The organism is Halalkalicoccus sp. CG83, assembly GCF_037081715.1.
In the GTDB taxonomy this organism is placed as follows: domain Archaea; phylum Halobacteriota; class Halobacteria; order Halobacteriales; family Halalkalicoccaceae; genus Halalkalicoccus; species Halalkalicoccus ordinarius.
Map to the genome: position 1 here is coordinate 1,684,558 of NZ_JAZDDH010000001.1, position 25,394 is coordinate 1,709,951.

Sequence of the window (25,394 nt, forward strand, 5' to 3'; positions counted from 1 at the left end):
GGACCTCAGCGTTCGAGGCGCACGTCGAACGCGGATCACGACCGAGCGAGCGCGAAACGGAAAGGATATAACCGGTCGAAGGGAAGCGCCGCCACGATCACGATCCGTTTCGCAGCGTCGACGGGACGCCCGACGCGCTGTGAGAGGAGACGCTCGATCATGGCATCCAACGACGGACGGGACGAGTGGGAGCTGATCGGTCGGTCCCAGTACGATCCGACCGACGACGAAAAACTCGTCACGACGCTGGTGCTCGCCATCGCGGAGGCGAAGGATGCCGATCCGCTCGACTACTCGCGTATGCCGCCTCTGGCGGACTACTTCGACCCCGCCAGCCTCGGCGACGCGTTCTTCGACACGGGCGGGAGGGACGGCTCCCGGGAGTCCTCGGTCGTGACGTTCATGTACGAGACGTACAGGATCACGGTGGCGAACGACGGCTGGATATCGATATACACGCCGACCGGCGCGTGACCACTGAACGGGACCGAGGGGACCGGCGCCGGAGTCGTAGCGGAGACGAAAGCGTGATCATTGGCTACACGAGGTAGGAACGTCGATGAGCGAGCGATCGGAACGGCCGATCACCTCGCGTCTCGTCGAGGTGATCGATCGGGTCCTCGAGACGGGGGTCGTCGTCCTCCGGATACGGGTCTCGCTCGCGGCATAGAGGTCGTCACGGTCGAACTTTGGATCGCCGTCGGATCGGTCGACACCTTCCTCCACTACGCGACGGAGCGCTCGACCCTCGAACGAGCGACGGACGACGCGGACGGACCGGGATCGACCGAACCCGGAGCCCTGCAGGGTGGGACTACGATCATACCTCCATACTGTTCCGAGACCGTCCGATCGAGTACAGCGACAGAAGACCGATCGTATCTCGGCGCCCGACGGGTCGATCGTGTCTCGGCGACCGGACCACACGTAGCCGTCGGCGGATGCACCGTCCCCGACCGTCGACTCACCACACGCTCACGTACGCCCGCCCTCCCTCTCGAGCAAACACGGCGCCCTACGAGCGCCGTCAGCCGTCGATCCAGCGGACCTCCGTCCGGCCGCCGTGGCCGTGGACGCGTCGAACGTCGTCGATCCCGCCCGGATAGGAGGCGTGTCCGTTCGCGGCGGTGTCGAGGTTGGGATTTCGCTCGTTGAGCCACTCCATCTCCACGTAGCCGGAGGGGAACTCGACGCCGACCGCGACGATACCCGTCCCCGAGGTGACCGATGCGTCCTCGTAGCGTACCAGTTCGAACCGCCGGAGTCGGTGTTGTGCTCCGTCGTTCATCTCAGCCCATCACCGTCCTTGCCATGGTTTCGAAGGGTGGACCCACTCGTACATCAGCACTACGATCACCGGTCGACGACCCGCCATGACGACCGAGACGAAACGGGTTTGACGGCGGCGACCGCGACCCCAGGTATGGCGAACCCGCGCGCACACCACGTCGGCGTGACCGTGACCGACCTCGAGCGCGTCGTCGAGTTCTATCAGGACGTGCTCGGCCTGGCGCTGCTCGATCGGTTCGACGTCTCGGGCGAGGCGTTCTCGGAGGCCGTCGACGTCGAGAGGGCGACGGGGACCTTCGCCCACCTCGAGGGCGGCGGCGCCCGGATCGAACTCGTCGAGTACGATCCCGAGAGTGAGGCGCGGTCCGAGGCGGCCGTCAACCAGCCCGGCGCGACGCATCTCGGGCTGGCGGTCGACGACCTCGATGCCTTCCACGACGACCTCCCGCCCGAGGTCGAGACGACGAGCGAACCGCGCACGACCGAGAGCGGGACTCGCATCCTCTTCCTCCGGGATCCGGAGGGAAACCTCGTCGAGGTTCTCGAGGCGTAGGGGCTTCGATCGGCCCCCGGCGGCCGACACCAGCATCGATCGGCCACGCTCGGCGAAACCGACGCGAAACCCTCACGTCCTCGCGTCGCCAAGGACGGGTGATCCGAACCGCGAACGCGGGGAGGAGCTCCCATGCTCGATACGATTCCCTCCGAACCCTCCGCCGGCCTCGTCGTCGTCGCCCTCGCGGTGGCCATCACCGTGGTCCGACTGCTCAGCCGACACGCGATCGCCGTAGCGGCGCTCGCGCTCGGCGTGGGCGTGGCTCACGCCCTCGGAGTACGGGGAGCGGACGCCGTCGTCGACGCTCTCGAGGCCGGGCTCTCGGTTCTCGTGGAGGTGCTGGTGTTGCTGGCGCGGGTGGTGGACTACGCCCTCGTCGCCGGCTTCGAACTGCTCGTGGCGGGCGTCGACGACCTCTCGTCGACCGGGGCGGGACCGGGATTACCGAGCGTAGGGCTGCCGGAGGTCGCGCTGCCGACGGTCGGATACCTCGGACTCCTCGCGGCGGTGCTCACGCTCTCGCTCCTCGCTGGACTGGTCCTGGTCCGTTTCAGCTACGAGACCGCCTCGTCACCCGTCGGCGCGTGGACGGGCGCGATCGGCATCGTGCTCGGGCTGGCGGGCGCGCTGTGGACGCTGCTCCGGGCGAACGCGTTCGATCTGACGACGCTCCAGCTGCTGGGGGCGGCCGTCGCAGCCCCCATCGGTCTGGCGGTGGGCGTGCTGGCGACGCTGGTCCTCCTGAAGCCGAACTACCGTCTCGCCGAACACGCCGAGGAGATCGAGCAACGGTTCTCGCCGGAGGAGCGTACGGACGACGCTACCGAGAACGTCGAGGAGGGGTCGTGACGGCGCCGCGGGACCGCGGTATCACTCTATGACGTCCACGTTCGGGTGGACCGGTCGCTCGCCCGCGTCGCCCGACCTGGCCAGGCTCGCGTCGAACTTCCCCCGCAGAAACAGCGCCCCCTTCTCGCTCAGCGCGTACTGCTGGGTGCGGGTGGCGTCGACGAACCCGTACGCCTGCAGCCGCGCGATGCGCGCGTCGACGTAGGACTGGGCGTAGACCATCGCGTCGCCGGCGCCCGCCTCGGCCAACCGTTCGCGGATCTCCTCCTTCGGGAGCGGGAACTCGCTGTCCTCGAGCGCCTCGAGGACCCGTTCGTCCACCTGCGTTATCCAGTCGGCGTGTTTCCTCATGGTACCGTGTACCTCGGCACACGTTCGGATTATCCTTTCGTACCCGCGATCGGTGCCCCGCACCGCTCGAAGCCGGATCGGACGGAAGTCAGTCGTCGCCTTCCGGACTCCGCGCCGTATCGACGGTGCGGGTCTCGCCGGCCACGGTCGTCTCCGCGCTCGCGTTCGTGTAGATCGCTCCCGCGTCCGTGGCGTCGGCCGAGGAGTCGTCCGTGGCGCCGCCCGGCGGGCGGAGGTACCTGTTCCAGAGCACCAACAGGCTCGGCAGAACGAACACGCTTCCGAGGAACGCGTAGACGATCGTCAGGCCCGTGATCAGCCCGAACTGCCGGAGCGGCGGCACGATGGCGAAGGCGAGGAGGCCGAACCCGCCGACGGTCGTGGCCGCGCTGCCGAGCAGCGCCCCGCCGGTTCCGGTGACGCTGCGGTAGAGCCCCTGCCAGATCCCTCGGCCGCGTCGTCCCTCGAGGACGAACCGCTCGGTCATGTGGATGTTGTAGGCGACGCCGAGCCCGATCGTGAGGCTCGTTATCATCCCCGTTATGACGTTGAACGGGATGCCGAGGAGATACATGGTCCCGAGGATCCACGCGACCGTCAGCACGATCGGGAACAGCGTGACGGCGCCGAGCAGCGCGCTGCCGTAGAGCCTGCGGTAGACGGCCATGAGGAACGCGAACACCACGACGAGCGTCACGACGAGGCTCTCGACGACGGTCTCGAACAGCTCCGTCTCGACGATGCCGCCGACGATCTCCCCGCCCGTCGCGGTCGCCTCCAGACCGTCGCCGTCGACGACGGTCGCGACCGAGCGGGCGTCCTCGGTCACCGCGTCGGTGCCGGCCCCGCCCCGGACGGAGACGGTTAGCAACAGCGCCTCGTACTCGCCGGCCTCGGTCCGGTGGACCACCTCGGCGGCGCGCTCCTCGTCGGCCTCGTAGAGCGCGTCGTAGACCGCCTCGAGGTTCTCGTCGGGAACGCCGTCGCCGTCCGTGTCCGCCTCGGAGAACGTCTCGTCGAACTCCTCGTCCTCCGCGGCGACCGACTCCATGACCGACAGCGGGCTCCTGACGTCCGCGTCGCCGCTCGAGAGGACGATCGTCGTCTCCCGTTCCGCGGCGCGTTCCTCGGCCTCGTCGACCCGTTCTAACGTGTCGTCCCGGGTGACGTCGCCCTCGATGAGCACCTGTGCCTGGTTGTCCTGGCGCAGGAAGTTGTCGTTGACGTAGTCGAGGTGTGTCTTCGCCGAGTACTCGCCGACCGCGAGCGGTTCGGGCAGCTCCTGCATCCACGCCGGCGGGTCGTCGGCGATGAGGTCCTCCTCCTCGAACGTGGTCTCGACCTGCGTCGCGCCGTAGGCGCCGCCTGCAGTCACGAGCAGCGCGGCGATCACGACCGTCCACGGGACGCGGCGGGCGGCGCGCTGGCCGCCGGCGAGGAACCCGCTCGTCAAGCCGCCGCCGGTCCCGAACGCGCGCTTTCGTCGGTCGAACCCGTAGCCCTCCAGCAGGGCGTCGAGCTCGACCTTGATCGCCGGGACGAGCACGCCGAAGATCAACAGCGCGGCGGAGATGCCGACCGCGCTGACGATGCCGAACTCCCGGATGGGGCCGATCGGGCTGACGAGGTTCGAGAGGAAGCCGATCACGGCCGTCGCGGTGACGAGGACGAACGCGACGCCCAGCCCGCCGATGACGTGCTCCATCGCGATGCGGGTGGAGCCCCCAGCGTCCTCGTCGAGTTCGCTTCGTTGCTCGCGGTGGCGCATGAACAGGTGGATCGCGTAGTCGATGCTCAGCCCCACGAGCAACACCGGCACCGCGATCATGATCTGGTTGAACGCGATCCCGGCCCAGCCCATGAACCCGAACGTCCAGACCAGCACGAGGAGGATGCCGAACAGGCCGACGAGGATGTCGAGGAGATCCCGGTAGGCCAGCGTCAGCACGATCGTCACGAACAGCAGCGCCAGCGGGAGAACGAGCGTGAGGCTGTCGGTCATCGACCGGTCGCTCTCGTCGGCGATGACCCCCGAGCCGAAGACGAACGCGCTCTCGCCGTATCGCTCGTCCAGGGTCGACTGCATCGCGAGCTGGGAGTCGACCAGCGCGTCGGGCGCCTCGCCCTCCATGCCGCTCTGTGCCTGCTCGGTCGTCTGGGTGACGAACATCGTCCGCGCCTCGGCGTCGGTCGAGCCCGGCTCGTGATCCGTCGGTAGGAACGCGTACGCCCCGCCGTCGCCGTTCCCGTCCTCGTCGAGCACCGACTCGGTCACCTCGTCGATCTCCGACCGGTCCATCGACTCCAGCTGTTCGATCTGCTCCTCGGTGGTGGGGTCGATCTCGGAGAGCTCGTCGAACTCCTCATCGAGTTCGTCGGCCTCGGCCTCGAGTGCCTCCCGATCCTCCTCGAGCGCGTCGGCCTCGGCCTCGAGCGCCTGACCGCGTTCCTCGAGTTCCTCACCGCGTTCTTCCAGCGTCTCGCCCCGTTCTTCGAGTGCATTACCGCGCTCCTCGAGGGATGCCTGGCGCTCTTCCAGTTCGGCGGCGTCCTCCTCGAGTGCATTACCGCGCTCCTCGAGCTCCTCGCTACGCTCCTCGAGGGCCGCCTGACGTTCCTCCAGTTCGGTGGCGTCCTCCTCGAGTGCGCTCCCGCGTTCCTCGAGATCGGCCGCCGCATCGGCGAGCACCTCCTCCTCGATGGCGCCGTAGTGTCCCTCCATCTCGGCGGTGAGATCCGCCTGTCGCCGTTCGTACTCCTCCTCGTCGATCTCGCCGGCCTCGTACTGGGCGTTCAGTTCGTTCAGCTCGGCCTGCGTTCCCGCGACGTCGTCGATCAACGGGGAGAACGCCTCGAACTCGTCCGCGGGCAGCTCCTCCTCCGCGTCCGCCCGCAGTGATTCGATCCCGGCCGCGTACTCCAGTGCCGTGATCTCGCCCTGATCGTAGGCCGTCCGAAGTTCACGCGTCTCGTCGAGCGTCTCCGTCATGAACTCGCCGCGGGCCTCGAGCGCTTCCCGGTCCTCCTCGAGGGCCGCCTGGCGTTCCTCGAGTTCCTCGCCCTCCGCCTCGAGTTCAGCAGCGTCCTCTTCGAGCGCTTCCTGCTCCTCCTCGAGGGCCGCCCGGCGCTCCTCGAGCTCTTCACCCTCCGCCTCGAGTTCGGCGGCGTCCTCTTCGAGCGCCTCACGGTCCTCCTCGAGTTCCGCAGCGTCCTCCTCGAGTTCCTCCTGTTCGGCCTCGAGGTTCTCGCCGCGTTCCTGAAGTTCGTTACCGCGCTCCTCGAGTTCCTCCCCGCGCTCCTCGAGTTCGTCGGCCCGGTCCTCGAGCTCGGACTGGCGTTCGTCGATGATCGCCGTCGTCGCGACGACGTTCGAGAGGTCGGCGAAGGGCTCCTCCGCGAGCGTCGGCTCGATCGTCTCGTCCTCGCGGAACTCCTGCTGGAGTTCGAGCGTCGAGATCAGCGAGGACTTCGACAGCGCGTCCCCGTCACGGACGATGATCTGTGCGGTCGTCTCGTTGTCGTCGGTGCCGAAGTTTTCCTCGACGTACTCGAGCTTCTCCGCCTCCTCGCTGTCGGTTTCGAACTGGTCGAACGAGGAGGACTGCTCGACCGCCGTGACGCCGCTGCCGACGACCAGCGAGAGCACCAGCAGCGCGGCGATGACCGTCCGGCTTCGTCGCGTGATCGTCCGCACCAGACGGTCACTGAGCCCCATTCGCCTCCCCGCCTCGTACCGACGTCGTTCTGAGAATCAACTGTATGTATGCTACTACAAACGGTAGCGGGTTTATCGCTTTCGAACGCCGGCGGTGTCCTCGAACGGGACGGGACGACCCTCGGGGTGAGGGGATTAGTGGGTGTATACTCTTCATATAGCGACACGTTCGTTCACACGCCCCTCCGTGGTGGTCCCGGCGGCGGACCCCGTCCGCGGCGAGTCGTGTGTGATCGCTCATGGTTGGCCGGGACCGGCACGGATAGGGTGATATGGACGGATCGCGTATAGGTAGTGATTCTTCGGGACCGCCGTCCTCTCGAGTCCCACCGATCACGTCATACGGAGTCTCGTATCCGGTCGTCGACGAGTCGTTGGCGAGCTTCCTGCTCCTCGTGTTCGCGTTCGCCGTCTGCGTCGCCGTCGTCGTGGGTGTCGGCAGCTACCTCGGGGTCTTCGAACCGTCCACGATTCTCGAACAGGTCGGCAGGTTCGCCATCGATCACGCGGTCGTCGAGTAGTTCGCCGTTCCCGGCCGAGCGGTCGCTCCGCTCGTCGCACCGATCGGGTTCGAGAGCTCGTTCAGTACGTGAGGCGGTGGTTCCCGAGCCAGCGGTCGTCGGCGTTCGCCATCCAGTCGACGAACCCCACGAGCTGGGTGATCGTCCGGAAGTTGTAGGGTCCCCCCTCCCACGGGGCGGTGACGTCGTACTCCGCGCCGTCACCGTGGTAGAGCGCCGGTAGCGCCTGGTGGATCCCCTCGACCTCGTCGAACGCCCGATCGCGGATCTCTCTGAGGTCGCGGTTCTCCTCGCGCCACCGCCGTTCGTGCACCCGGTCGAGGATCGTCCGCAGCGCTGCACCCTGGTCGGAGACGCTCTCGGGCAGGAAGACGCGAGGCTGGCCGAAGTCGCTCGCGGCGAGGAGGATCAACGCCCCGTCGAACTCCCCGTCGTGTTCGCTCAGCACCGTCCGAACGCCGTCCTCGTCGAGGCGGGGTCCGTTCGACTCGCGCAGCGCGAGCTGTTCCGCCACGATGTCGAGGTGCCAGTCGTTCGGGCCGCTCGAGGCGTCGCCGCCCGGACAGACGGGACGCGTTCGTCCTCGTCGCTCGGCCGCCGCTCCGGCGCTCCCCGACGCGCCGAGCGCCGAGAGGACTCCGGCGAGCGCTCCCGCGTTCCGAACCGCACGACGGCGCCTCCGACCCCGCTCGTCTTCGTCGTCTGCGTCAGCCATCGTCGTACCGATACGGCCGTTTCCCAAAGGTTCTGCCGTTTGTCGTCCGCGCGGCTCTCGAGCCCTCGTGCGACGAACCGGGTGAGTCGTGAACGAGGAACGTTTAACCCGAAGAGCTCCCTGCTGGCAGTACCGATGAACGAGGAGGTAGGTCGACGGTGAGCGTCGACGTGTCCTCGCTGGTGGCCGAACTCACGCTCGACGAGAAGATCCGACTGGTCCACGGCGCGGCCGATCCCGACGGGAGGGCGACCGGGTACGTCCCGTCGATCGATCGGCTCGGGATCCCGTCGCTCCGTCTCGTCGACGGGCCGCTGGGGGTCCGCGCGGAGGGTGAGTCGGCGACGGCGTTCCCGGCGACGCTGTCGCTCGCGGCGGCGTGGGAGCCGTCGCTAGCGCGCGAGCAGGGCACGGCGACGGCACGCGAGGCTCGCGCCCACGACCAGGACGTCCTGCTCGCGCCCGGAGTGAACGTCGTTCGGGTGCCCCATGGCGGACGTAACTTCGAGTACTACGGCGAGGATCCCTACCTGAGTTCGCGGCTCGCCGTCGAGTTCGTCGAGGGGGTCCAGTCGGCGGGCGTGATCGCGACGGTCAAACACTACGTCGCGAACAACCAGGAGACGAACCGCTATGTGGCGAGCGCGGAGGTGAGCGAACGGGCGCTACGCGAGCTCTACCTCCCCGCGTTCCGCGCGACGGTCGAGAAGGCGGACGTCGGCTCGGTGATGACCGCCTACAACCGGGTAAACGGGGTCCACATGAGCGAGCATCGCCGACTGCTCCGTGACGTCCTGAAGGGCGAGTGGGGGTTCGGCGGCTACGTCGTCTCCGACTGGTGGGGGACCGAGAGCACCGTCGGCGCCGCCGAGGCCGGTCTCGACCTCGAGATGCCCGGCGCCCCGTTCGAGGAGCTCCCGCCGGCCGAGGCGTTATCCGATGACGTCGATCCCGCGACCATCGAGTTTCCCGACGCCCTCCCGGCGATGCACGAGGGCGGCCTGTTCGGGGAACCGCTCCGCGAGGCCGTCGAGAGCCGTGCCGTGGACGAGGCGCTCGTCGACGAGAAGGTCGGCCGGCTCCTCCGGACGATGGACCGCTTCGGCCTGTTCGACGACGACCGTCCCGAGGGCGCGCTCGACACGCCCGCCCACCGACGGCTCGCCCGGCGGATCGCCGTCGAGGGCACGGTTTTGCTGAAGAATGACGGAATTCTCCCGCTTTCGGACGACGCCGACGTCGCGCTGGTCGGCCCGAGCGCCGAACGCGCGAAGCTCGGCGGCGGTGGCAGTTCCGAGGTCTCCCCCGTCGTCCGGACGAGCCCGCTCGAGGGACTCGGCGAGCGCGCCGCGGGTCTAACGTTCGAACGCGGCGTCGCGCCGATCGTCGAGTCGTCGCTGTTCGACGCGTTCGAGTCCGGCGGGGACGGAACAGACGAGTCGGTCGACGAGGACCCCGACCTCGATGCCGCCGTCGCGACGGCGGCGTCCGCCGACTGTGCGGTCGTGGTGGTCCGGGACGACACCACCGAGGGCGAGGATCGCCCGACCATCCGGCTTCCCGGCGAGCAGGACGAACTCGTCTCCGCGGTCGCCGACGCCGCCAATCGGACCGTCGTCGTCCTTCGGACCGGCGGCCCGGTCGAGTGTCCGTGGATCGACGAGGTCGACGCCGTCGTCGAGACGTGGTACCCGGGACAGGCCGACGGCGAAGCGCTCGCGACCGTCCTGTTCGGCGACGCCGATCCGGGCGGACGGCTCCCGGTCACGTTTGGCCGGCGAGAGACGGACTACCCCACGGATACCGCCGAGTCGTTTCCGGGCGTGGACGACCGCGTCAGGTACGATGAGGACGTCTTCGTCGGCTACCGCCACTTCGATCGTGAGGGGATCGAGCCGCTGTTCGCCTTCGGCCACGGACTCTCCTATGCCCGCTTCGAGTACGGCGACCCCGCCGTCGAGAGGAACGGAGATAGTCTAGAACTGTCGATCCCGGTCCGAAACGCGGGCGAGCGATCCGGTACCGAGGTCGTCCAGCTCTACGCCCGGGCGGAGGACCCGCCAGTCGTGCGGCCCGAGCGCGAACTGGCGGCCTTCGCGAAGCTCCGTCTCGACCCCGGCGAGCGGCGACGCGTCTCGCTGACGGTCGATCGCGACGCGCTCGCCCGCTACGACGAGGACGACGGCTGGTGCGTCGATCCGGGACGGTTCACGCTCCTCGTCGGACGTTCCTCGCGCGACGTCCGCGCGAAGCGATCCGTCGAGGTGAGCCGGTAGCCGATTGCAGATCGGAACCGCCGTGGCGACGTCACGACTCCTCAAGCGCTTTCGATCGTTCTGCGAGCGGTCTCAGAGCGTCCCTCGGCGGGTTCGACCGGTCGGCCGAACGTTCGACGTGATCCCGTTTTGTCCACGGGCGTAGCGGATGCAAAAGACTATGCGCGCCGTGTCGAAACGTACCGTATCGATGGTCGAGGTACCAGACGGGCTGCGCTCCCTGTTCAGCGCGACCCTCGACACCCGCAACGACAAGCACGTCATTCGAGTGCCGCCGTCGGTGGTCGAGGGCGACGAGATCGATCCGACGAGAACGTACGAGGTCGCAGTCCTCGCTCGGCCGGACGTCGCCCGAGGACCGTCCGGGACGTCGGCCGACGAGCCACAGTCCCGGTCCGAGGGGAATGAGGGACCACCGGTCGCCGAGAACGACGTCCTCGACGTCACGATCGACACCGTCGGCGACCAAGGCGACGGCATCGCGAAGGTCGCACGGGGCTACGTCCTGATCGTTCCCGACGCCGAACCCGGCGACGAGGTCACCGTCAGGATCGAGACCGTGCGACCGAACGTGGCGTTTGCGTCGGTCGTCGATCGGTAACCGTCCCGCCTCCCGAACCGGGGTCGGGGATCTCCCGGACGAACGTTCGTGCGTCGACCGCTCGCGGACGCCCTGGGTTCGAGGCCCGGCACGACCGTTCGAAGTGGTCCCTCGCCGATCGAACGGCGAGTCGGTCGCTCACTCCTCCTTTCCGTCCTTCCGGCCGACGATGACCGTGTTCTCGACCAGCCGCTGGTGTCCACGGCGCAGCCGTTCGGAGAGCGCCTGGTGTGAGATGTCGAGGTCCTCGGCGAGGTCCGTCAGTGAGGTCCGCCGAGGAACGCTGTAGTAGCCGCGTTCGTACGCCTCGGCGATCGTGTCCTCCTGGTCCGCTGACAGGCCGAACCGACCCTGTCGGCCGTCGTCGATGTTGTAGATCCGTTGGACGTCGATGGAGAGGTCGTGGTCCTGACAGAAGTCGTAGGTAGCAGAGAGCGCCTCCCGGCTCGGGAACAGGACCCGGAGGAACCAGCCCCGATCCGTGCTCTCCGCGACGAGGATCGTCCCCTCCTCCTCGGTGAGAATGTGGACGAGCGTCTCGATCGAGTCGATCCAGTTCATCCGATAGAGATAGTCCTGGTCGGGTTCGGCGAGCAGTTCGAACTCGTCGATGGTCGGATCGTCCTCCAGTACGTCCTCGAGTTCGGTTCGATCCACGTCCGAGACCCAGACGTACGGCATGAGATGATCCGAGTCGTGGGCGACCATCCGTTCGATCTCGAAGTGGACGCTCTCGATCGTCTCGAGCGTATGACACAGCGCGAACTCGTCGTCCGGGAGGTAGATCTCGCCGATCGTCGCCATGGGGTTGGTCTAGGCTCGGAGTGGATAGGTGGTCCGGTTCGATTCGGAGCGGTCACCGGGGCCGGAGAGTCGCCTCATCGGCGCTTCCGTCCGGCGGCGACGGCGTCGACCAGCGTCCGGGTCGCCGTCTTCGGGTCGTCTGCGCCGGTGATCGCCGAGATGACGGCGACGCCCGTCGCCCCGGCGGCGACCACGTCGGCGGCGTTCTCGACCGTGATGCCGCCGATGCCGACCAGCGGCACGTCGACCGCGTCGGCGATCGCCTTCACGCGAGCGAGCCCGATCCCGCTCTCCTCGTCGGGGACGTCCTTCGAGGTCGTGACGAAGACGGCGCCGACGCCGAGGTAGTCGGCGCCGGCGGCCTCGGCCTCGCGGGCCGCCTCGACGCCCGAGACCGATCGGCCGACGACGGCGTCGTCCAGTAGCTCCCGCGCGACCGATACCGGGAGGTCCTCGGCACCCAGGTGGACGCCGTCGGCGTCGACGGCGGCGGCGAGGTCGATCCGGTCGTTGACGATCAGGTCGACGCCGGCGTCGGCCGTCAGGCGGCGCAGCTCCCGACCGAGTTCGTAACGGCGCCGTGCAGTAGCGTGTTTCTCGCGGATCTGAACGGCGTCGACCCCGCCGGCGATGGCCGCCTCGACGACCTCGGTGGTCGACCGGCCGGCCGAGAGGTCCTCCTGCGTGACGAGATACGTTCCGTACTCCCCGTTCATGCTCGACGTCAGTCGCCGCCGGAGTGAAGTACTGGCGGTTTTCCGCCCTGTCCCGCCGACGCGCGTGAGCCGTCTCCGAGCCGATCCCTTTTCACCGCTCGCTCCGACCGTCCCACATGAACGACCCGAGCCGATCCCGACGATGAACGGCCACGAGAACCGGGGATATCGGAGGCTGTTCGGCGAAGAGGGACTCACGTTCGGCACGGCGTTCCCGCTCACGGGCGTCGACGAGGGAGTCCCCTCGACCGAGAGGGAGATGCGTCTGGCCGCCCACGCGGAGGGGGTCGGCTTCGACGCGCTCTGGGCACGGGACGTCCCGACCTACTGGCCGAAGTTCCGCGACGCGGGCGGGAGCTACGACCCCTGGACGTGGCTAACGCTGGCGGCGACCCACACCGGGGAGGTCGCGCTCGGCACCGCGAGCGTCGTCCTGCCGCTTCGTCACCCGCTGCACGTCGCGAAGTCAGCCGCCTCGATCGATCGGCTCTCCGACGGGCGGCTCCTCCTCGGGATCGCCTCGGGCGACCGACCGCCGGAGTACGACGCGTTCGGGGTGAACGAGGACGAGCGTGACGCGCTCTTTCGCGAGAGCGTCCGCACCCTCAGGACCGTCTGGCGCGAGGAGTTCCCCGAACTGGAGACGCGATGGGGCAGCCTCGACGGGCGGCTGGACCTCGTCCCGAAGCCCACCGACGAAACGCTCCCGCTGCTCGTCACCGGTCGCTCCCGTCAGTCGCTCGAGTGGATCGGCGAACACGGCGACGGCTGGCTGTTCTACCACCTCCCGCGGCGGACGCTCGAGGACTACCTCGACGACTGGCGCGGCGTCGGCGGGGGGAAACCGTTCGTCATGGCCGTGGGCGTCGACCTCGTCGCCGATCCCGGGGCCGATCCAGAGCCGATCGAACAGGGGTTTCGCGCTGGAAGCGACTGGTTCGTCGAGTACTTCCGCGACCTCGAGCGGATGGGCGTCGACCACGTCCTCGTCTCGGTTCGCGGCGACGACCCGGAACGGGCGCTGGCGGCGTTCGCCGAGGACGTGATGGACCAGGTGTAGGGGTCGAGCACCGCGGCCAACGACGCGGATCCTCCCACCTCTCGAGTCGGCCGTCGGGGTTCCGATTCTACAGCGCCTTCACCCAGCCGGGCGTCGCGGCCATCCCCTCCTTGTCCTCCCAGCCGTACTCGTGGAGGTACTTCTCGAGCGCCGTGAACTCGAAACCGAACGTCTCCGAGAGGGCGCCGATGTCGGCCTCGTAGCCCTCCTCGTTGAACCACTCGCACATGACGGTGAACTCCTCGCCGAAGCTCTCGTAGGCGTCCTCGATGGGGACGTGAACCGGTTCGACGTCGACGCCGGTGACCTCCGAGAGGACTGCCGCGGTCTCCTCGAGCGTCTTCTCGTCGCCCGCGAGCTCGAAGCGCTCGCCGACGAACGACTCGGAATCGGCGAACGCGACCGCGGCAGCGCGGCCGACGTCGTCGACGTCGACCATCTGGAGCGGGACGCCCTCCTCGAGCGGGAGCGCGAGCGTCCCGTCCTCGACGACGTCCTCCGCGAACGCCTCGAGGTTCTGGAAGAAGAACACCGGTTGGAGCACCGTCATCGGTAGGTCGAGATTCTGGGCGTGTCGTTCGATCTCCCAGGCGGAGTCGAAGTGGGGTACGTCGGTGTCGCGTTCGTGGCTCCCGACGCCGCTGAAGACGAACTGTTCGACGCCCTCGTCGCTCGCGACGTCCGCGAGGTTCTTCCCCTGCTGAACCTGGTTCTCGTAGCCCTGCGTCCAGAAGTTGGTCACGCCGAAGACGGCGTCTACGTCGCCGACGGGTCCCCGGAGGGTGCCGGGATCGTCCAGGTCGCCTTCGACCATCGTCACACCCCGTTCCTCGAGCGCTTGCGCCGTCTCACCGCTCGTATCACGGGTCAGCCCGCGGACGTCGAACGCCGTATCCGACGAGAGGAGGTGATCGACGACCGCTCCGCCCTGGTTGCCGGTCGCGCCGGTCACGAGGACGCGCGTCGGTTCGTCCGCCATCGTCAGTCCGACCTCCACGCGCCGCCGAGTCGCTTCGTGTGCGATACGCCCGGTTCCGAGCCGCCCGAACGGTTGAGTGTCATTACGTTACCCGGTTCGTTCCGGAACCCTATACCCGTTCGGCGACGCCGAGGATACCACGTGACGTCGACGTTACCGGGTTCGAGCACTCCGACGACCGCCGTCGGACGCGGCGGGTTCTCCGGGGTTTTTACGCGCCGGCCCCCTACCGCAGCGAGTGAACTCCGACGAGGTCCTCGAAGGCTGGGCGGAACGGTCGGGCGAGTACTCGCCGGAGTACTACGCCTACTACGGACCGGACGAGACGAGCGATCTGATCCGCGATCGAATCGACGCCGTCGTCGGTCCGGACGCGGCCGTTCTGGAACTGGGCTGTAGCTCGGGTCGGCATCTCGCCCACCTCCACGACGGCGGTTACGAGGACCTCCACGGCATCGAGATCAACGGCGACGCGTTCGACGTGATGGCCGATAGCTACCCCGACCTCGCCGCCGCCGGGACTTTCCACCACGGCGCAATCGAGGACGTCGTGAGGGAGTTCGGCGACGACGCGTTCGACGCCGTCTACTCGGTCGAGACGCTCCAGCACGTCCATCCAGACAACGAGTGGGTCTTCGAGGAACTCGCGCGGATCACGGCCGACCTCCTCGTCACCGTCGAGAACGAGGGCGGGGACGACGAGGAGGTCGACGTGAACTACGTCAACGACGACTTCCCCCTCTTCTATCGCGACTGGCGCCGCGTCTTCACCGCGCTCGGCCTCGACGAGATCGACGCCGTCCCGCTCGAGCGTGACACCTTCCGGGCGTTCCGGGCGACGGAACGTTGACCCGACTGGGGTCGCTTCTACCGGCTCGGAGACGCTCGACGGGCTACAGCGGATCGATCACCCCGTTCGTACCGTACCGAACGGAGAAACCACTATACCTCGTGGTCGTTCAACGTAACGCATGCCCTGCGTGTTCTGCAACAAGCCGACGTCCGACGACGTGCTCATCGACTTCGAGGGCGAACAGGCGGTGGGGAGGCTCTGTCCACGCCACCTCTCCATGCTCAACGACGGTCGTCCGACCGAGGAGGAGGTGGACGGCGAGCTCCGTCCCGTCTGCGTGCGTCAGAACTGCAGCGAGCGGCCGAGATACGGCGTACTGCCGGGCGACTCCGTCTCGGATCTCGCTCGGACCAAGATCGACCTCGACCGGATCCCCGATCCGGTGCTCTGTGAGACCCACTACGACGCGCTGCGCTGACCCGTCGTCCGCGACGGCCCTCCGCGATCGGCACTACTCGTCGGCGCGCAGGGCGTCGTCGCCGTAGGTCTCGCGGAGCCGTTGGAGGTACTCGCGCTGTTCGCTCAGTCGTTCGGTCGGCCTCTCGTACGTGTAATCGAACATCTCGACGGGATCGCCCTCGTATCGTTCCGCCCGCTCGACGAGCGTCGTGAGCGTCTCGTCGATCTCCGTCTCGATCGACTCGACCCGGTCGTCGTCGAGCACGCCGCGCTCCCGGAGGAACGCCTCGAACCGGGCGATCGGATCGCGCTCGCGCCACCGTTCGACCTCCCGATCCTCGCGGTAGACCGAGGGATCGTCCGCCGTCGTGTGCGCGCCGAAGCGGTACTGGACGGCCTCGATCAGCGTCGGCCGCCGCTCGTCGTCACCGGGATCCACCGCCTTCTCCCGGGCGGCCTTCGTCACGACGTAGGTCGCCAGCGGGTCCATGCCGTCGACCTGAACGCCCTCGAAGCCGTAGGCGACGGCCTTCTGAGCGAGCGTCTCGCTCGCGGTCTGGCGCTCTCTGGGCACGGAGATCGCCCACTGGTTGTTGTTGCAGAAGAAGACGTTGGGGGTGTCGAAGACGCCCGCGAAATTGAGCGCCTCGTGGAAGTCGCCCTCGCTCGTCGCCCCGTCCCCGAAATGGACGACAGCAGCGCGGTCGTCGCCCGCCAGCTTCGCGGCCCACGCCCAGCCGACGGCGTGGGGAAGGTGGTCGCCGATGGTGATGTCGAGCGGGAAGACGTCGAGGTTCGCGAGCGCTGCGTTGCCCGCTTCGTGGCCCATCCAGTAGAGCAGGTACTCCCAGGGCATTCCTCGTACCGCGACGGCGCCGTGCTCACGGTACTGATACGCGATCAGGTCGTCGCGGAGGGCGTACGTGCTCCCGATCTGAGCGCCCTCCTGGCCGGCCAGCGAGGAGTAGGTTCCCATTCGGCCCTGCCGCTGGAGGCTGATCATCCGCCCGTCGAACCGCCGCGAGAACCGCATGTCGCGGTAGATCGATCGAAGCGTCCCGTCGTCGAGGTCGGGGAGGAGTTCGGGCGAGACGACGCTCCCGTCGGGCCCCAGCACCTCGATACGGTCGTCCGGGTCGCGTCGTAACACGTCTCGTGACATCCACCCGTACGATGGCGGGGAGCGTCATAAAGCCGCTCGGCTACGGTGTGACGCGTACCGAACGGAGCGACGAGCCGCCTCCCGGAACGAACCGACGGGACCGTCGGTGAGCGAACCGCCCTCGGTCTCCGCTCGCGCTCGGTCGTGGTCGGAAAACCGGGTCCGACGCCGCTCGAACCCTGAATTACTCACAGGGAGAACGTTTATTCTACTCAACGACGTCTAATTGATGTGTTCGAGCTCACTGGATTCCAGCGCGATCTTCTCTACGTGATCGCCGGACTCGACGACCCACACGGTCTCGCGATCAAGGAGGAGCTGGAGGAGTACTACGAGAAGGAGGTACACCACGGGCGTCTGTATCCGAACCTCGATACGCTGGTCGAGAAGGGGTTCGTGAAGAAGGGGGAGGTCGACCGCCGGACGAACTTCTACCGGCTCAGCGACCGCGGAGAGCGGGGGATCGAGTCGAGACGGGAGTGGGAGGACGAGCGACTCGGGACCCTCCTCTCCGCGTAGGCTTCAACGGGTCGAGCGCCTACTCGCGGGTGGCGCCGAACTCGAACTCCATCGTTCCACCGGCCTTCGCCTGTACGCCCCCGAACGTTCGCGAGAGCTGTTCCTGGGCCTCCGAACCCGGCTCGACGACGGCCGAGACGGTGTTCGTGTTGGCGTCGTACTGAACGTTCCCGACGACGACGTCGAACCCGAACAGGTCGGGGATCGACTCCCTGAGACGGGATCTGATGGCCGCGATCTCCTCCTCTACACCTGACATTTCCTCGTTCAATTCCACCATTAATCACAATAGATCGTGGAGGTCGTTAACGATTGCCCCTGAGCGGGTTGATGCGGGACTCGCTCGCTCTCCTCCAACGAACCGGACCCGCGAACGCCTCGTCCTCCGGCCGCTCGCGCCGTAACCGGCCGAGCAGCCGATACTGGAGTCCGACCTGACAGGCCAGGATCGGAACGGCGGCGCCGAACAGCGCCATCGCGGTCGTGGATCCGACGATCGACGCCGCGCCGTAACCCAACGCGCTTCCCAGGCACAGGCCGGCACCGACGTGGAGCTCTCGTCGGCACTCCTCGGTGGCCGTCTCCCGTCGACCGTCGGGGTTGCTGGTCGGGCGTTTCATACCTCTCCCTACTGGGGGGTCCACCAAGAGGCTCCGCCAAGGGGAGTGAAAGTGAAACCCCGTTCCCGCTGGCGTCTCCGGTTCGACTCCCGATCGAGCCCGTCACGGGGTCGGCTCGTCGACCTCGGGCCACTCCTCGTTCCCGAGGAGGTGGAGCAGCGACTCGCGATGCTTCTCAGTGTTGGCATTCCACACGCCATCTTCGATCGGAGGACGACGAGCGAGGAACGGGCGATACAGTGAAAGTGCGGGCCGGTGAACCGTCGTCCATGCAGGTCCTCGTCACCGGCGGCGCCGGAACGGTCGGCACCGCGATCACGGACGGCCTCGCGGATCGGGAGGCGTACTCCGTTACGAGCCTCGACCTCGAGGAGCACCCGGATCCGGACGTCGAGTCGGTCGTCGCCGACGCACGCGACTACGGGGAGATCCGACCCCACTTCGAGGGGATGGACGCGGTGATCCACCTCGCCCACGTTCCCCTCGATGAGGGTGGACCGTGGGAACGGACGATTCGGTGGACCGAGGAACACGGCGAGAACCTCTCCGTCCACGCGAACGTCATCGACGCCGCCGTCGACGCGGACGTCGACTCGATCATCTACGCCTCGTCGAACCACGCCGTCGGGATGTACGAGGTGGAGAACGCACCCGAGATCTACTCGCGCGGGTTCGACTTGAGGGTCGATCACACCGTCACGCCGCGACCCGACTCCATGTACGGCAACGAGAAGGTCTACGGCGAGGGGCTCGGACGGCTCGCGAGCGAGGCCCACGGCGTGCGCTTCTACGCGCTTCGCATCTGCTCGGTGCGCGACCCCGAGTACGACCACCCCTACGGCGACGCGGAGGCCGGCGTCGAGCGGGGCGAGTTCGAGCGCGGCGACGAGGCCTACGAACGGCAGGTCGCGCGCATGAAGTGCACGTGGCAGTCCCGGCGGGACCACGCCCACATGGTCGAGCGCTGTCTGGTGGACGAGACGGTCGAGTTCGACGTCTTCTACGGGGTGAGCGCCAACGACCGTCGATGGTTCGATATCGAACACGCGCGCCGGACGATCGACTACGAACCGCGTGACGACGGCGAGGAGTGGAAGGAGCCGCCCGAGTAGACGCCGAGATCCGAGAGCGGCGCTCGTGGTCTCCGCCCTCCGACGAGAGCGTCCCGCTCTGCTCGCCGATTCCTTTTAACTGAGTTGCTCATCCAAGGGAGAACGCTATTGATGTAACCGTCGACCGTGTTTATAGAATGAACGACATATCGACGAGGTCCTCCCTGCCGGTCGCGACCTCAGTCAATCAGAAGGCGAACAGGCGTCGCTGGTACGTACTGCGGTATCTCCGTGAGTGCACCTACCCCGCGACGGTCACGGAACTGAGCGAGTACGTCGCTCCGCGACTGGGCGAGACCACCGACCGGATCGGGGAGAGGCTGCGAGACGACCTGCGGGTCCTGGCCGCGTGCGACGCCATCGACTACGACCCGGAATCGGCGCTCGTCTGTCTGGGCGAGACTCCTGACGCGTTCGCGGAGCACGTCCGCCGGGCGATCGTCGCCGGCGCGATCAGTCACCAGAAACCACCGAGGCGCAAGCTGACCCACATGGGTTCGTCCGACGATACCGAGTAGACCGGCAGACGGCAGAGTTCCCGTCGACGAATCCGATCGCCGTTTTCGGGCGTTCGGACCGACGACGGAGGCGGTCGTCCGTCCGACGACTCGCCGGCGAGGAATGCGGCCAGTTATGGGGTTCTCGTCCGTGGACGGCAGTAGAGATGCCCGACGATACCGTACCCGACGGACCCGCGTTCCGCCGTCCGTCGTCGTTCACCCCTCAATGACGCTCGACCGGCTCAGACCCGTCGCCGAGCGGCTCATCGCGCCGTTCGTCTCGGTCTCGATCCGGCTCGGTCTCACGGCCAACGCCATCAGCCTCGTCGCCTTCGTGCTGGCTCTCGCGGCGGGGGCCACGCTGTACGTGGCCGGCTCGGCGCCCGAGTGGTATCTCGTCGCCGGACTGTTGGTCCTCCTGAACGGCCTGCTCGACGTGGTCGACGGGGCCGTCGCCAGGGAGACGGAGGCGGCGTCCGAGGCCGGCGACCTCCTCGATCACGTCCTCGATCGCTACGCGGACGTCGTCATCCTCGGCGGCCTCGCCGTCGGGGTCGGCCGGTACGGACTCGGACTGCTCGCCATCACCGGCGTGTTGCTGACCGCCTACATGGGAACGCAGGCACAGGCGGTCGGTCTCGGGAGGATCTACGGCGGGCTCCTCGGGCGGGCGGACATCCTCGTCCTGGTGACCGTGACCAGCGTGCTGGCGACGTGGGTGCGGTTCGACGTCCTCGGGCTCACGATCGTCGAGTGGCTGGTGGCGTTTCTCGCCGTCGTCAGCCACGTGACGGCGCTTCAGCGGTTCCTCCGGGCGTGGAACGGGCTCCGGTGAGGGTGTCCGGTCCGGCCGGCGGCGATCCGACGGCCGGTTCGGACGCTTCCGTGGCCTCAGTCGGTCGTGACTCGGGGTGGCGTCAACCGGAGGATCGCTCCCGCGTTGGCCGCCCGGCGGACGTACTTCTCGAACGTGCCGCGGTCGTCGAAGAGACAGACGAGGTCGGTGTAGGAGTCGTACCTGACGACGTTACAGTCGCTCAGCGCCGGCAGGTCCCTCTCCGTCAGTTTGGACTCGATCTCCTCGCACGACGAGTCCATGTGCGACGCGACGTATTCGCTGACTTCGCTGATCGGCGTCGGATGGCGACGCGACGATAGGTGTCGGAGGGCGAACCAGCGACGGTGACTGTCGCGGTAGCTCACGGCGGACGGGCCGGCTGACCGGGGGCCCGCGTTCCTCTTGCTCGACATGGTATCTCATGGACCTCTCTCCAGAACACCCTCCGGCTTGCTAAGGCAGGCCGAATAAATCAGAAGCGTCATCTCGAACAGCCCGAACGACGATTCGTGCCGATGTTTCCGCTAGAAGAGAACGATCGATCGCGATAGCGGGAAGCAGGTGGACGTAGTCACATATTCGATCGTTACGATCGTCTCCTCTCGGTCTCGGCTCAGTGAAATCGTCGGCGGTCGAACCACAAGGTCTATCATGGTAGAGTTAGTCAAGTCATATGATACCACACGCGGTGTGATCAAGCATGAGTGAGATGTATGCCGTTCGGAACGAATCGCTGTGTACCCCGACGTACGCGCGTCAACTGATCGAGAGCGCCGTCGAGAGCGGCGCGTCGAAGATCCATCTGGGATCACTCGAGTACACTACGTGGGCGGCCGCCGAGGAACTCGCCACGCTCGCGGCCGAGTACGACATCGAGTACGTCGGCCTCCGGGAGGGTACGAGGCGAACCCTCGAGTCCGTGAACGCCGGGACGATCCCGAGCAGCTGACCGCGATCGAACCGCGGCCCTCTCCCGAATCTCTTCACTCGCCGTCCCTCGTACGGGCGGAGGAGCCGGGAGCGCCTCCGCCCTCGCACCAGTTCAGTGATCCGCGATCGGATGCAGCTTGATTCCTCCGGTCGGGTCGAATTCTCCTCGGGGAAGTCGATCCTAGGCCGCTCGAGAGCGTAACGATCGATCCCGGACGAGGTGCTTCATCGATCGTCCCTCAGGGACGAACGCGATGACGAACCTTTTTGCACCGTCTCACCAATTCGGCGCCATGGCTTCGGCGCTCATGGACGACGATCGGTGGGAGGCGGTTTCAGGGTTCGAGTTCGATGACCTCACCTACCACCGGGCGATCGACGTGGGCGCGGTGCGGATCGCGTTCGACCGGCCCGAGGTGCGAAACGCCTTCCGCCCGGGTACCGTCGACGAGCTCTACCGGGCACTCGATCACGCCCGCAAGCAGACCGACGTCGGCTGCGTCCTGCTGACGGGCAACGGCCCCTCGCCGAAGGACGACGGCTGGGCGTTCTGCTCGGGCGGCGATCAATCCGTGCGCGGCGGCTCGGGCTACGAGTATCGCGGCGACGACGAGGCGAGCGCCGAGGACGCGAGCGACGTCCGCGAGGCGAAGGCGGGTCGCCTGCACGTTCTGGAGGTCCAGCGGCTGATCCGATTCATGCCCAAACCCGTCGTCGCGGTCGTTCCCGGCTGGGCCGTCGGCGGCGGCCACTCGCTGCACGTGATCTGTGACCTCACCCTCGCGAGCGAGGAGCACGCGAAGTTCCTCCAGACCGACCCCGACGTCGCGAGCTACGACGCCGGCTTCGGCTCCGCGTACCTGGCGAAACAGATCGGCCAGAAGAAGGCCCGCGAGGTGTTCTTCCTCGGGAAGACCTACTCCGCGGCGGAGGCAGCGGAGATGGGCATGGTCAACGAGACGGCTCCCCACGAGGAACTCGAGGACGTCGCCCTCGAGTGGGCCGAGCGGATCAACGGAAAGAGCCCTACCGCGATCCGCATGCTGAAGTTCGGGTTCAACGCGGTGGACGATGGCATGGTTGGCCAGCAGGTGTTCGCCGGCGAGGCGACTCGACTGGGGTACATGACCGACGAGGCCAGCGAGGGGCGCGACGCCTTCCTCGAGAAGCGCGACCCCGACTTCGACGACTACCCCTGGCACTACTGAAGCGGTCGCCGGAGACGGTCGTCGTCGGGTGAGTCCGCCGACTCGAGGGACCCGAGAACCGTGCGCCATCCGGGCTTACCGATCGCGTTCTGGATCGAGGGACGCCGGTCAGCGCGTATCCAGGACGTACCTCGCTGTGGCGACCAGTAGGACGAGACCGACGAGGATCGTCACGCCCTGTGCGACGGCGGCGATCGTCGAGCCGACTGGCCCGCCCGTCAGCAGCGCGATCACGTCGGGGATCCCGCGCATCGAGCCCAGCACGCCGAACAGCGCGAGCAGTCCGATGCCGTAGACGGCGAGGCGTTCGCGACCGGTCCGGAGCCCCGCCATCCCCAGGAGGGCGATGGCGACGCCGAGCAGGGCCGGGATCAGCGCCGTGACGCTCGCGAAGTCGGAGAGCACGTAGGCGCCGGCGCCCAGAACGACGAGCGCACTCCCGAGTGCGATGCCGAGCGTAGACGTGACTCTTCCCGAGGTGGTCATACCCGTACTGTTCACGAGTCCGTATAGGGTCTTACGGTGGCGTTGCGTCCCGAGGCAGGAGTCACGAACGGTCGCTCTCCGAACATTGAAGCCCGGGACTCCCCTTCCTGCGGACGAACATGGTACGGGAGGGTCGGTCGCCGACGAACGCGAGTACGCCCCGGGGCCCACGGTCGCGACGGATCGCGCGACGCGGACCGGCGTCTCGACCGGGACGATGACCGGCGCCGACGAACGGCCCGGCAGCCAGCCGTCGGGCGGGGGCCGGCTGTCGCGTCGCGCGTATCTCCTCGCCGGCGGCGCCGCCGCCGTCGGAACGACCGCCGTTGCGGCCAGCGATCTCGTCTCGTCCCCGGCACCGAACCGAGAGCCGCATCCCGAGTCGGACGCACCTCCCACGTTCCTCTGGATGCACGCCCACTTCTGGCTCGAGCCGCGGATCCGGCAGAACCTCTTCGCGTTCGCGGACCGCCACGACATGGCCGTCGTCCTCTCGCAGCCCGGACCCACGAGGCGGCCGGACGCGGCGGTCGACGAGTTCATCGAGGGGCCGCTCACGGAGGCCAGCGAACGCGGGCTGTCTACGTGGCTCGCGACCGGCGTGTTGAACTCGATGACGGCACCGGAGTTCGTCTCCGACGCGGAGAAGCGAGAGCGCCACCTGCAGGGACTGCGAACGCTCACGGAGGCGTACGACGAGCGGTTTCCCGACGGCCGGGTCGTCCTCTGGCAGGAGGCGCCGATCTCCGGCTACTGGAGCAGCGATGGCCAGGTCTGGGACGCCGAATCGGTCGAGAACCTGCAGCGACACGGGCCGGCGATCTTCGAGGACCAGCGGCGGATCGTCAAGGAGGTCAGCGACGGCATCGACGTCGGCATCTTCCCTCACTTCACCTACGTCGTCGACTCGAAGAATCCGGAGGTGTTCGAGCAGTTGCTGGACGACCTCCGAGCGCGCGACGCCGTCCCCGACTTCACCTGTGTGGACTTCTACCGCGGCAACTACGAGCCACACGTCGGACCGACCGGCGCGAACGATGCCGTCCGATCGCTCATCGGGAACGCCCGTACCCACACCGACGACCGCGAGGTCTTCTACATGGGACAGGCGCACACGAACAAGACGGGCTACACCCCCAGCAAGCAGTCGCTCCGGATGGACGTCCACGCCGCCGTTGACGCCGGCGCGGACTCGATCGGTTACTACGCGCGCTTCGCCTACTCGCCGTCGGATCCGGGTCGCTGTTTCGATCCGTTCATCCCGAAGACCGACACGAGCGATCAGTTCCGCGAGCGCCCGGAGGCCACCACGTACTCGCTCGGCCGCGATCGGTTCATATACGCGTACTCGCTTCTGTTCGGGCGCGAGGAGGGCTACGAGCGGTCCGGAACGTTCGACCTCTGGCTCGAGGGTTCGGGCCTCGATTTCCACGAGCACCGCCTGTGGCTCGAGACGGCGGCGGGCGAGCGGGAGTTCGTCGGCGACGTCAACGGCTATCTCGACACGGATCACCTCTACGACCCGCCACGCGACGACCACGTCTCCGTCCTCCACGCGCTCGACCGCGATCGGCATCTCGCCGACGATGGAGAGGGAGCGGGGACGCTCTCGCTCCGGATCGAGACGCCCAACGACGCCACCGACGCGACGCTTCGCTCCGTCTCGGCCGTCCCGTTCGATCCCGATTCCTACGTCTCCGAACCCGAGGCGATGGGGCTCCTCGACGACGCCGACCCCGCGGCGTTCGCGCTGGGCCATCGACGGGTCGACGAACGGCTCGTACCGGGCGAGTCGCTGACCCTCCGGCTCGACCTCGCACCCCCGGAAGAGACGGGTTCGATCGACGCCGTGCGCTACCCGGACGAGCGGGAGACGCTGCGCAGTCTGGAGGCGTTCGAGGCGGACGGCGGGTTCGACCCCGAGTCGGCGTTCGACCTCTGGGTCGCCGGCGACGGCCTGGCGGCGACCGCCGACCCCGGCGGCGACCGCGTCGTCCTCCTGCACGACGGCTCGGCGATCGACGCGGTCGAGCACAGCGCCGCGTCGTCCGCGTCGAACGGGGCGGCGGCGTTCTACGGCATCGACCGCGGGTCGCTGTTCAACGGCGAACGCGGGCGCGACCCCGCGTTCTCCGTCCGACTCGAGTCCGACGCCGGCGAGGCCGGTTCGGTCGACCGCGCCTACGCGATGCCGTACTTCGGCCGCGGCAACCTGCTCACGCCCGCGAGGATCGCCTCGCTCGTCGAGGCGGACCCGGCGGGAGCGCGGAACTTCGCTCTGGGACCGCTGGACGTGCCGTAGGTTCCCGTTCGTGAGCGCTATGCGGCGAATCG

Annotated in this window: 28 protein-coding genes; 16 read left to right on the plus strand and 12 right to left on the minus strand. The window is 67.7% G+C overall.

The window, feature by feature from the left end; translation table 11 throughout:
- Positions 1–159 precede the first annotated feature (159 nt).
- Positions 160–474: a HalOD1 output domain-containing protein gene (locus tag V0Z78_RS08710; protein WP_336344237.1), complete on the plus strand. Its 315-nt coding sequence runs from the start codon at positions 160–162 to the stop codon at positions 472–474.
- 553 nt (positions 475–1,027) lie between these two features.
- On the opposite strand, the gene V0Z78_RS08715 is transcribed toward V0Z78_RS08710, so the two are convergent.
- On the minus strand, positions 1,028–1,288 hold the full coding sequence (locus tag V0Z78_RS08715; protein WP_336344238.1) for a hypothetical protein: 261 nt from the start codon (positions 1,286–1,288) through the stop codon (positions 1,028–1,030).
- 135 nt (positions 1,289–1,423) lie between these two features.
- On the opposite strand from V0Z78_RS08715, the gene V0Z78_RS08720 reads away from it, so the two are divergent.
- The gene (locus V0Z78_RS08720) at positions 1,424–1,843 is read left to right on the plus strand and encodes a VOC family protein (RefSeq protein ID WP_336344239.1); all 420 of its coding nucleotides are present in this window, start codon (positions 1,424–1,426) and stop codon (positions 1,841–1,843) included.
- Positions 1,844–1,975: 132 nt separating this feature from the next.
- Positions 1,976–2,695, plus strand: a complete 720-nt coding sequence (locus tag V0Z78_RS08725) for a hypothetical protein (RefSeq protein ID WP_336344240.1) — start codon at positions 1,976–1,978, stop codon at positions 2,693–2,695.
- 21 nt (positions 2,696–2,716) lie between these two features.
- Here the strand turns inward: V0Z78_RS08725 and V0Z78_RS08730 are convergent, their stop codons facing one another.
- Together V0Z78_RS08730 and V0Z78_RS08735 are read right to left on the minus strand one after the other, a co-directional pair.
- Positions 2,717–3,046, minus strand: coding sequence for a hypothetical protein (locus V0Z78_RS08730; protein WP_336344241.1), 330 nt, complete (start codon positions 3,044–3,046; stop codon positions 2,717–2,719).
- An 88-nt stretch (positions 3,047–3,134) separates the two neighbouring features.
- Positions 3,135–6,761 (minus strand): MMPL family transporter, encoded by a 3,627-nt coding sequence (locus V0Z78_RS08735; RefSeq protein ID WP_336344242.1) that lies wholly within the window; start codon positions 6,759–6,761, stop codon positions 3,135–3,137.
- Between the two features lie 374 nt (positions 6,762–7,135).
- Between V0Z78_RS08735 and V0Z78_RS08740 the strand changes: the two genes are divergently transcribed.
- Complete coding sequence (locus tag V0Z78_RS08740) at positions 7,136–7,282, plus strand: hypothetical protein (RefSeq protein WP_336344243.1); 147 nt, start codon at positions 7,136–7,138, stop codon at positions 7,280–7,282.
- Positions 7,283–7,343: 61 nt separating this feature from the next.
- On the opposite strand, the gene V0Z78_RS08745 is transcribed toward V0Z78_RS08740, so the two are convergent.
- Positions 7,344–7,997: a hypothetical protein gene (locus tag V0Z78_RS08745; protein WP_336344244.1), complete on the minus strand. Its 654-nt coding sequence runs from the start codon at positions 7,995–7,997 to the stop codon at positions 7,344–7,346.
- 158 nt (positions 7,998–8,155) lie between these two features.
- Here V0Z78_RS08745 and V0Z78_RS08750 point away from each other — a divergent pair, with 158 nt between their 5' ends.
- Together V0Z78_RS08750 and V0Z78_RS08755 are read left to right on the plus strand one after the other, a co-directional pair.
- Complete coding sequence (locus tag V0Z78_RS08750) at positions 8,156–10,273, plus strand: beta-glucosidase family protein (RefSeq protein WP_336344245.1); 2,118 nt, start codon at positions 8,156–8,158, stop codon at positions 10,271–10,273.
- A 190-nt stretch (positions 10,274–10,463) separates the two neighbouring features.
- On the plus strand, positions 10,464–10,874 hold the full coding sequence (locus V0Z78_RS08755; protein WP_336344246.1) for a TRAM domain-containing protein: 411 nt from the start codon (positions 10,464–10,466) through the stop codon (positions 10,872–10,874).
- A 138-nt stretch (positions 10,875–11,012) separates the two neighbouring features.
- On the opposite strand, the gene V0Z78_RS08760 is transcribed toward V0Z78_RS08755, so the two are convergent.
- Together V0Z78_RS08760 and thiE are read right to left on the minus strand one after the other, a co-directional pair.
- Positions 11,013–11,678, minus strand: coding sequence for a helix-turn-helix domain-containing protein (locus V0Z78_RS08760; protein WP_336344247.1), 666 nt, complete (start codon positions 11,676–11,678; stop codon positions 11,013–11,015).
- A 74-nt stretch (positions 11,679–11,752) separates the two neighbouring features.
- Positions 11,753–12,394, minus strand: coding sequence for a thiamine phosphate synthase (gene thiE, locus V0Z78_RS08765; protein ID WP_336344248.1), 642 nt, complete (start codon positions 12,392–12,394; stop codon positions 11,753–11,755).
- A 142-nt stretch (positions 12,395–12,536) separates the two neighbouring features.
- On the opposite strand from thiE, the gene V0Z78_RS08770 reads away from it, so the two are divergent.
- Positions 12,537–13,454: a TIGR03571 family LLM class oxidoreductase gene (locus V0Z78_RS08770; protein WP_409338731.1), complete on the plus strand. Its 918-nt coding sequence runs from the start codon at positions 12,537–12,539 to the stop codon at positions 13,452–13,454.
- Positions 13,455–13,521: 67 nt separating this feature from the next.
- Here the strand turns inward: V0Z78_RS08770 and V0Z78_RS08775 are convergent, their stop codons facing one another.
- A complete protein-coding gene (locus V0Z78_RS08775; protein WP_336344250.1) occupies positions 13,522–14,433 on the minus strand; it encodes an NmrA/HSCARG family protein in 912 nt (303 codons plus the stop codon).
- A 238-nt stretch (positions 14,434–14,671) separates the two neighbouring features.
- On the opposite strand from V0Z78_RS08775, the gene V0Z78_RS08780 reads away from it, so the two are divergent.
- Positions 14,672–15,283, plus strand: a complete 612-nt coding sequence (locus V0Z78_RS08780; RefSeq protein ID WP_336344251.1) for a class I SAM-dependent methyltransferase — start codon at positions 14,672–14,674, stop codon at positions 15,281–15,283.
- 121 nt (positions 15,284–15,404) lie between these two features.
- Positions 15,405–15,704 (plus strand): hypothetical protein, encoded by a 300-nt coding sequence (locus tag V0Z78_RS08785; RefSeq protein WP_336344252.1) that lies wholly within the window; start codon positions 15,405–15,407, stop codon positions 15,702–15,704.
- A gap of 33 nt (positions 15,705–15,737) precedes the next feature.
- Here the strand turns inward: V0Z78_RS08785 and pdhA are convergent, their stop codons facing one another.
- On the minus strand, positions 15,738–16,847 hold the full coding sequence (pdhA, locus tag V0Z78_RS08790) for a pyruvate dehydrogenase (acetyl-transferring) E1 component subunit alpha (RefSeq protein ID WP_336344253.1): 1,110 nt from the start codon (positions 16,845–16,847) through the stop codon (positions 15,738–15,740).
- Positions 16,848–17,078: 231 nt separating this feature from the next.
- On the opposite strand from pdhA, the gene V0Z78_RS08795 reads away from it, so the two are divergent.
- The gene (locus tag V0Z78_RS08795; RefSeq protein WP_336344254.1) at positions 17,079–17,366 is read left to right on the plus strand and encodes a PadR family transcriptional regulator; all 288 of its coding nucleotides are present in this window, start codon (positions 17,079–17,081) and stop codon (positions 17,364–17,366) included.
- A gap of 19 nt (positions 17,367–17,385) precedes the next feature.
- Here V0Z78_RS08795 and V0Z78_RS08800 read toward each other — a convergent pair whose 3' ends face one another.
- On the minus strand, positions 17,386–17,625 hold the full coding sequence (locus tag V0Z78_RS08800) for a hypothetical protein (RefSeq protein WP_336344255.1): 240 nt from the start codon (positions 17,623–17,625) through the stop codon (positions 17,386–17,388).
- Positions 17,626–17,671: 46 nt separating this feature from the next.
- Positions 17,672–17,986, minus strand: a complete 315-nt coding sequence (locus tag V0Z78_RS08805; RefSeq protein ID WP_336344256.1) for a hypothetical protein — start codon at positions 17,984–17,986, stop codon at positions 17,672–17,674.
- Between the two features lie 269 nt (positions 17,987–18,255).
- Between V0Z78_RS08805 and V0Z78_RS08810 the strand changes: the two genes are divergently transcribed.
- From V0Z78_RS08810 to V0Z78_RS08820, 3 genes are all read left to right on the plus strand, one after another.
- Positions 18,256–19,098: an NAD-dependent epimerase/dehydratase family protein gene (locus V0Z78_RS08810; protein ID WP_336344257.1), complete on the plus strand. Its 843-nt coding sequence runs from the start codon at positions 18,256–18,258 to the stop codon at positions 19,096–19,098.
- A gap of 137 nt (positions 19,099–19,235) precedes the next feature.
- Entirely contained in the window at positions 19,236–19,616 is a 381-nt protein-coding gene (locus V0Z78_RS08815) for a hypothetical protein (protein ID WP_336344258.1), read from the plus strand.
- 208 nt (positions 19,617–19,824) lie between these two features.
- Positions 19,825–20,433 (plus strand): CDP-alcohol phosphatidyltransferase family protein, encoded by a 609-nt coding sequence (locus V0Z78_RS08820; RefSeq protein ID WP_336344259.1) that lies wholly within the window; start codon positions 19,825–19,827, stop codon positions 20,431–20,433.
- Positions 20,434–20,489: 56 nt separating this feature from the next.
- Here the strand turns inward: V0Z78_RS08820 and V0Z78_RS19215 are convergent, their stop codons facing one another.
- The gene (locus V0Z78_RS19215) at positions 20,490–20,849 is read right to left on the minus strand and encodes a DUF7344 domain-containing protein (RefSeq protein ID WP_457852003.1); all 360 of its coding nucleotides are present in this window, start codon (positions 20,847–20,849) and stop codon (positions 20,490–20,492) included.
- Positions 20,850–21,136: 287 nt separating this feature from the next.
- On the opposite strand from V0Z78_RS19215, the gene V0Z78_RS08830 reads away from it, so the two are divergent.
- Complete coding sequence (locus V0Z78_RS08830; RefSeq protein ID WP_336344261.1) at positions 21,137–21,385, plus strand: hypothetical protein; 249 nt, start codon at positions 21,137–21,139, stop codon at positions 21,383–21,385.
- Positions 21,386–21,659: 274 nt separating this feature from the next.
- Entirely contained in the window at positions 21,660–22,574 is a 915-nt protein-coding gene (locus V0Z78_RS08835; RefSeq protein ID WP_336344262.1) for a 1,4-dihydroxy-2-naphthoyl-CoA synthase, read from the plus strand.
- A gap of 108 nt (positions 22,575–22,682) precedes the next feature.
- On the opposite strand, the gene V0Z78_RS08840 is transcribed toward V0Z78_RS08835, so the two are convergent.
- Positions 22,683–23,060, minus strand: coding sequence for a hypothetical protein (locus tag V0Z78_RS08840; protein ID WP_336344263.1), 378 nt, complete (start codon positions 23,058–23,060; stop codon positions 22,683–22,685).
- Positions 23,061–23,145: 85 nt separating this feature from the next.
- Here V0Z78_RS08840 and V0Z78_RS08845 point away from each other — a divergent pair, with 85 nt between their 5' ends.
- Positions 23,146–25,362: a hypothetical protein gene (locus tag V0Z78_RS08845; protein WP_336344264.1), complete on the plus strand. Its 2,217-nt coding sequence runs from the start codon at positions 23,146–23,148 to the stop codon at positions 25,360–25,362.
- The last annotated feature ends 32 nt before the right edge of the window (positions 25,363–25,394 follow it).

What these genes read in the sequence shown, in the direction of transcription:
- V0Z78_RS08720 (WP_336344239.1), top strand. Translation starts at nt 1,424, where the DNA reads ATGGCGAACCCGCGCGCACACCACGTCGGCGTGACCGTGACCGACCTC.
- V0Z78_RS08820 (WP_336344259.1), top strand. Translation starts at nt 19,825, where the DNA reads ATGACGCTCGACCGGCTCAGACCCGTCGCCGAGCGGCTCATCGCGCCG.
- V0Z78_RS08710 (WP_336344237.1), top strand. Translation starts at nt 160, where the DNA reads ATGGCATCCAACGACGGACGGGACGAGTGGGAGCTGATCGGTCGGTCC.
- V0Z78_RS08800 (WP_336344255.1), bottom strand. Translation starts at nt 17,625, where the DNA reads ATGTCAGGTGTAGAGGAGGAGATCGCGGCCATCAGATCCCGTCTCAGG.
- V0Z78_RS08730 (WP_336344241.1), bottom strand. Translation starts at nt 3,046, where the DNA reads ATGAGGAAACACGCCGACTGGATAACGCAGGTGGACGAACGGGTCCTC.
- V0Z78_RS08735 (WP_336344242.1), bottom strand. Translation starts at nt 6,761, where the DNA reads ATGGGGCTCAGTGACCGTCTGGTGCGGACGATCACGCGACGAAGCCGG.
- V0Z78_RS08755 (WP_336344246.1), top strand. Translation starts at nt 10,464, where the DNA reads ATGGTCGAGGTACCAGACGGGCTGCGCTCCCTGTTCAGCGCGACCCTC.
- V0Z78_RS08835 (WP_336344262.1), top strand. Translation starts at nt 21,660, where the DNA reads ATGGCTTCGGCGCTCATGGACGACGATCGGTGGGAGGCGGTTTCAGGG.
- V0Z78_RS08760 (WP_336344247.1), bottom strand. Translation starts at nt 11,678, where the DNA reads ATGGCGACGATCGGCGAGATCTACCTCCCGGACGACGAGTTCGCGCTG.
- V0Z78_RS08770 (WP_409338731.1), top strand. Translation starts at nt 12,537, where the DNA reads ATGAACGGCCACGAGAACCGGGGATATCGGAGGCTGTTCGGCGAAGAG.
- V0Z78_RS08810 (WP_336344257.1), top strand. Translation starts at nt 18,256, where the DNA reads ATGCAGGTCCTCGTCACCGGCGGCGCCGGAACGGTCGGCACCGCGATC.
- V0Z78_RS08725 (WP_336344240.1), top strand. Translation starts at nt 1,976, where the DNA reads ATGCTCGATACGATTCCCTCCGAACCCTCCGCCGGCCTCGTCGTCGTC.
- V0Z78_RS08715 (WP_336344238.1), bottom strand. Translation starts at nt 1,288, where the DNA reads ATGAACGACGGAGCACAACACCGACTCCGGCGGTTCGAACTGGTACGC.
- V0Z78_RS08775 (WP_336344250.1), bottom strand. Translation starts at nt 14,433, where the DNA reads ATGGCGGACGAACCGACGCGCGTCCTCGTGACCGGCGCGACCGGCAAC.
- V0Z78_RS08830 (WP_336344261.1), top strand. Translation starts at nt 21,137, where the DNA reads ATGAGTGAGATGTATGCCGTTCGGAACGAATCGCTGTGTACCCCGACG.
- V0Z78_RS08840 (WP_336344263.1), bottom strand. Translation starts at nt 23,060, where the DNA reads ATGACCACCTCGGGAAGAGTCACGTCTACGCTCGGCATCGCACTCGGG.
- V0Z78_RS08815 (WP_336344258.1), top strand. Translation starts at nt 19,236, where the DNA reads ATGAACGACATATCGACGAGGTCCTCCCTGCCGGTCGCGACCTCAGTC.
- pdhA (WP_336344253.1), bottom strand. Translation starts at nt 16,847, where the DNA reads ATGTCACGAGACGTGTTACGACGCGACCCGGACGACCGTATCGAGGTG.
- V0Z78_RS08805 (WP_336344256.1), bottom strand. Translation starts at nt 17,986, where the DNA reads ATGAAACGCCCGACCAGCAACCCCGACGGTCGACGGGAGACGGCCACC.
- V0Z78_RS08785 (WP_336344252.1), top strand. Translation starts at nt 15,405, where the DNA reads ATGCCCTGCGTGTTCTGCAACAAGCCGACGTCCGACGACGTGCTCATC.
- V0Z78_RS08745 (WP_336344244.1), bottom strand. Translation starts at nt 7,997, where the DNA reads ATGGCTGACGCAGACGACGAAGACGAGCGGGGTCGGAGGCGCCGTCGT.
- V0Z78_RS19215 (WP_457852003.1), bottom strand. Translation starts at nt 20,849, where the DNA reads ATGTCGAGCAAGAGGAACGCGGGCCCCCGGTCAGCCGGCCCGTCCGCC.
- thiE (WP_336344248.1), bottom strand. Translation starts at nt 12,394, where the DNA reads ATGAACGGGGAGTACGGAACGTATCTCGTCACGCAGGAGGACCTCTCG.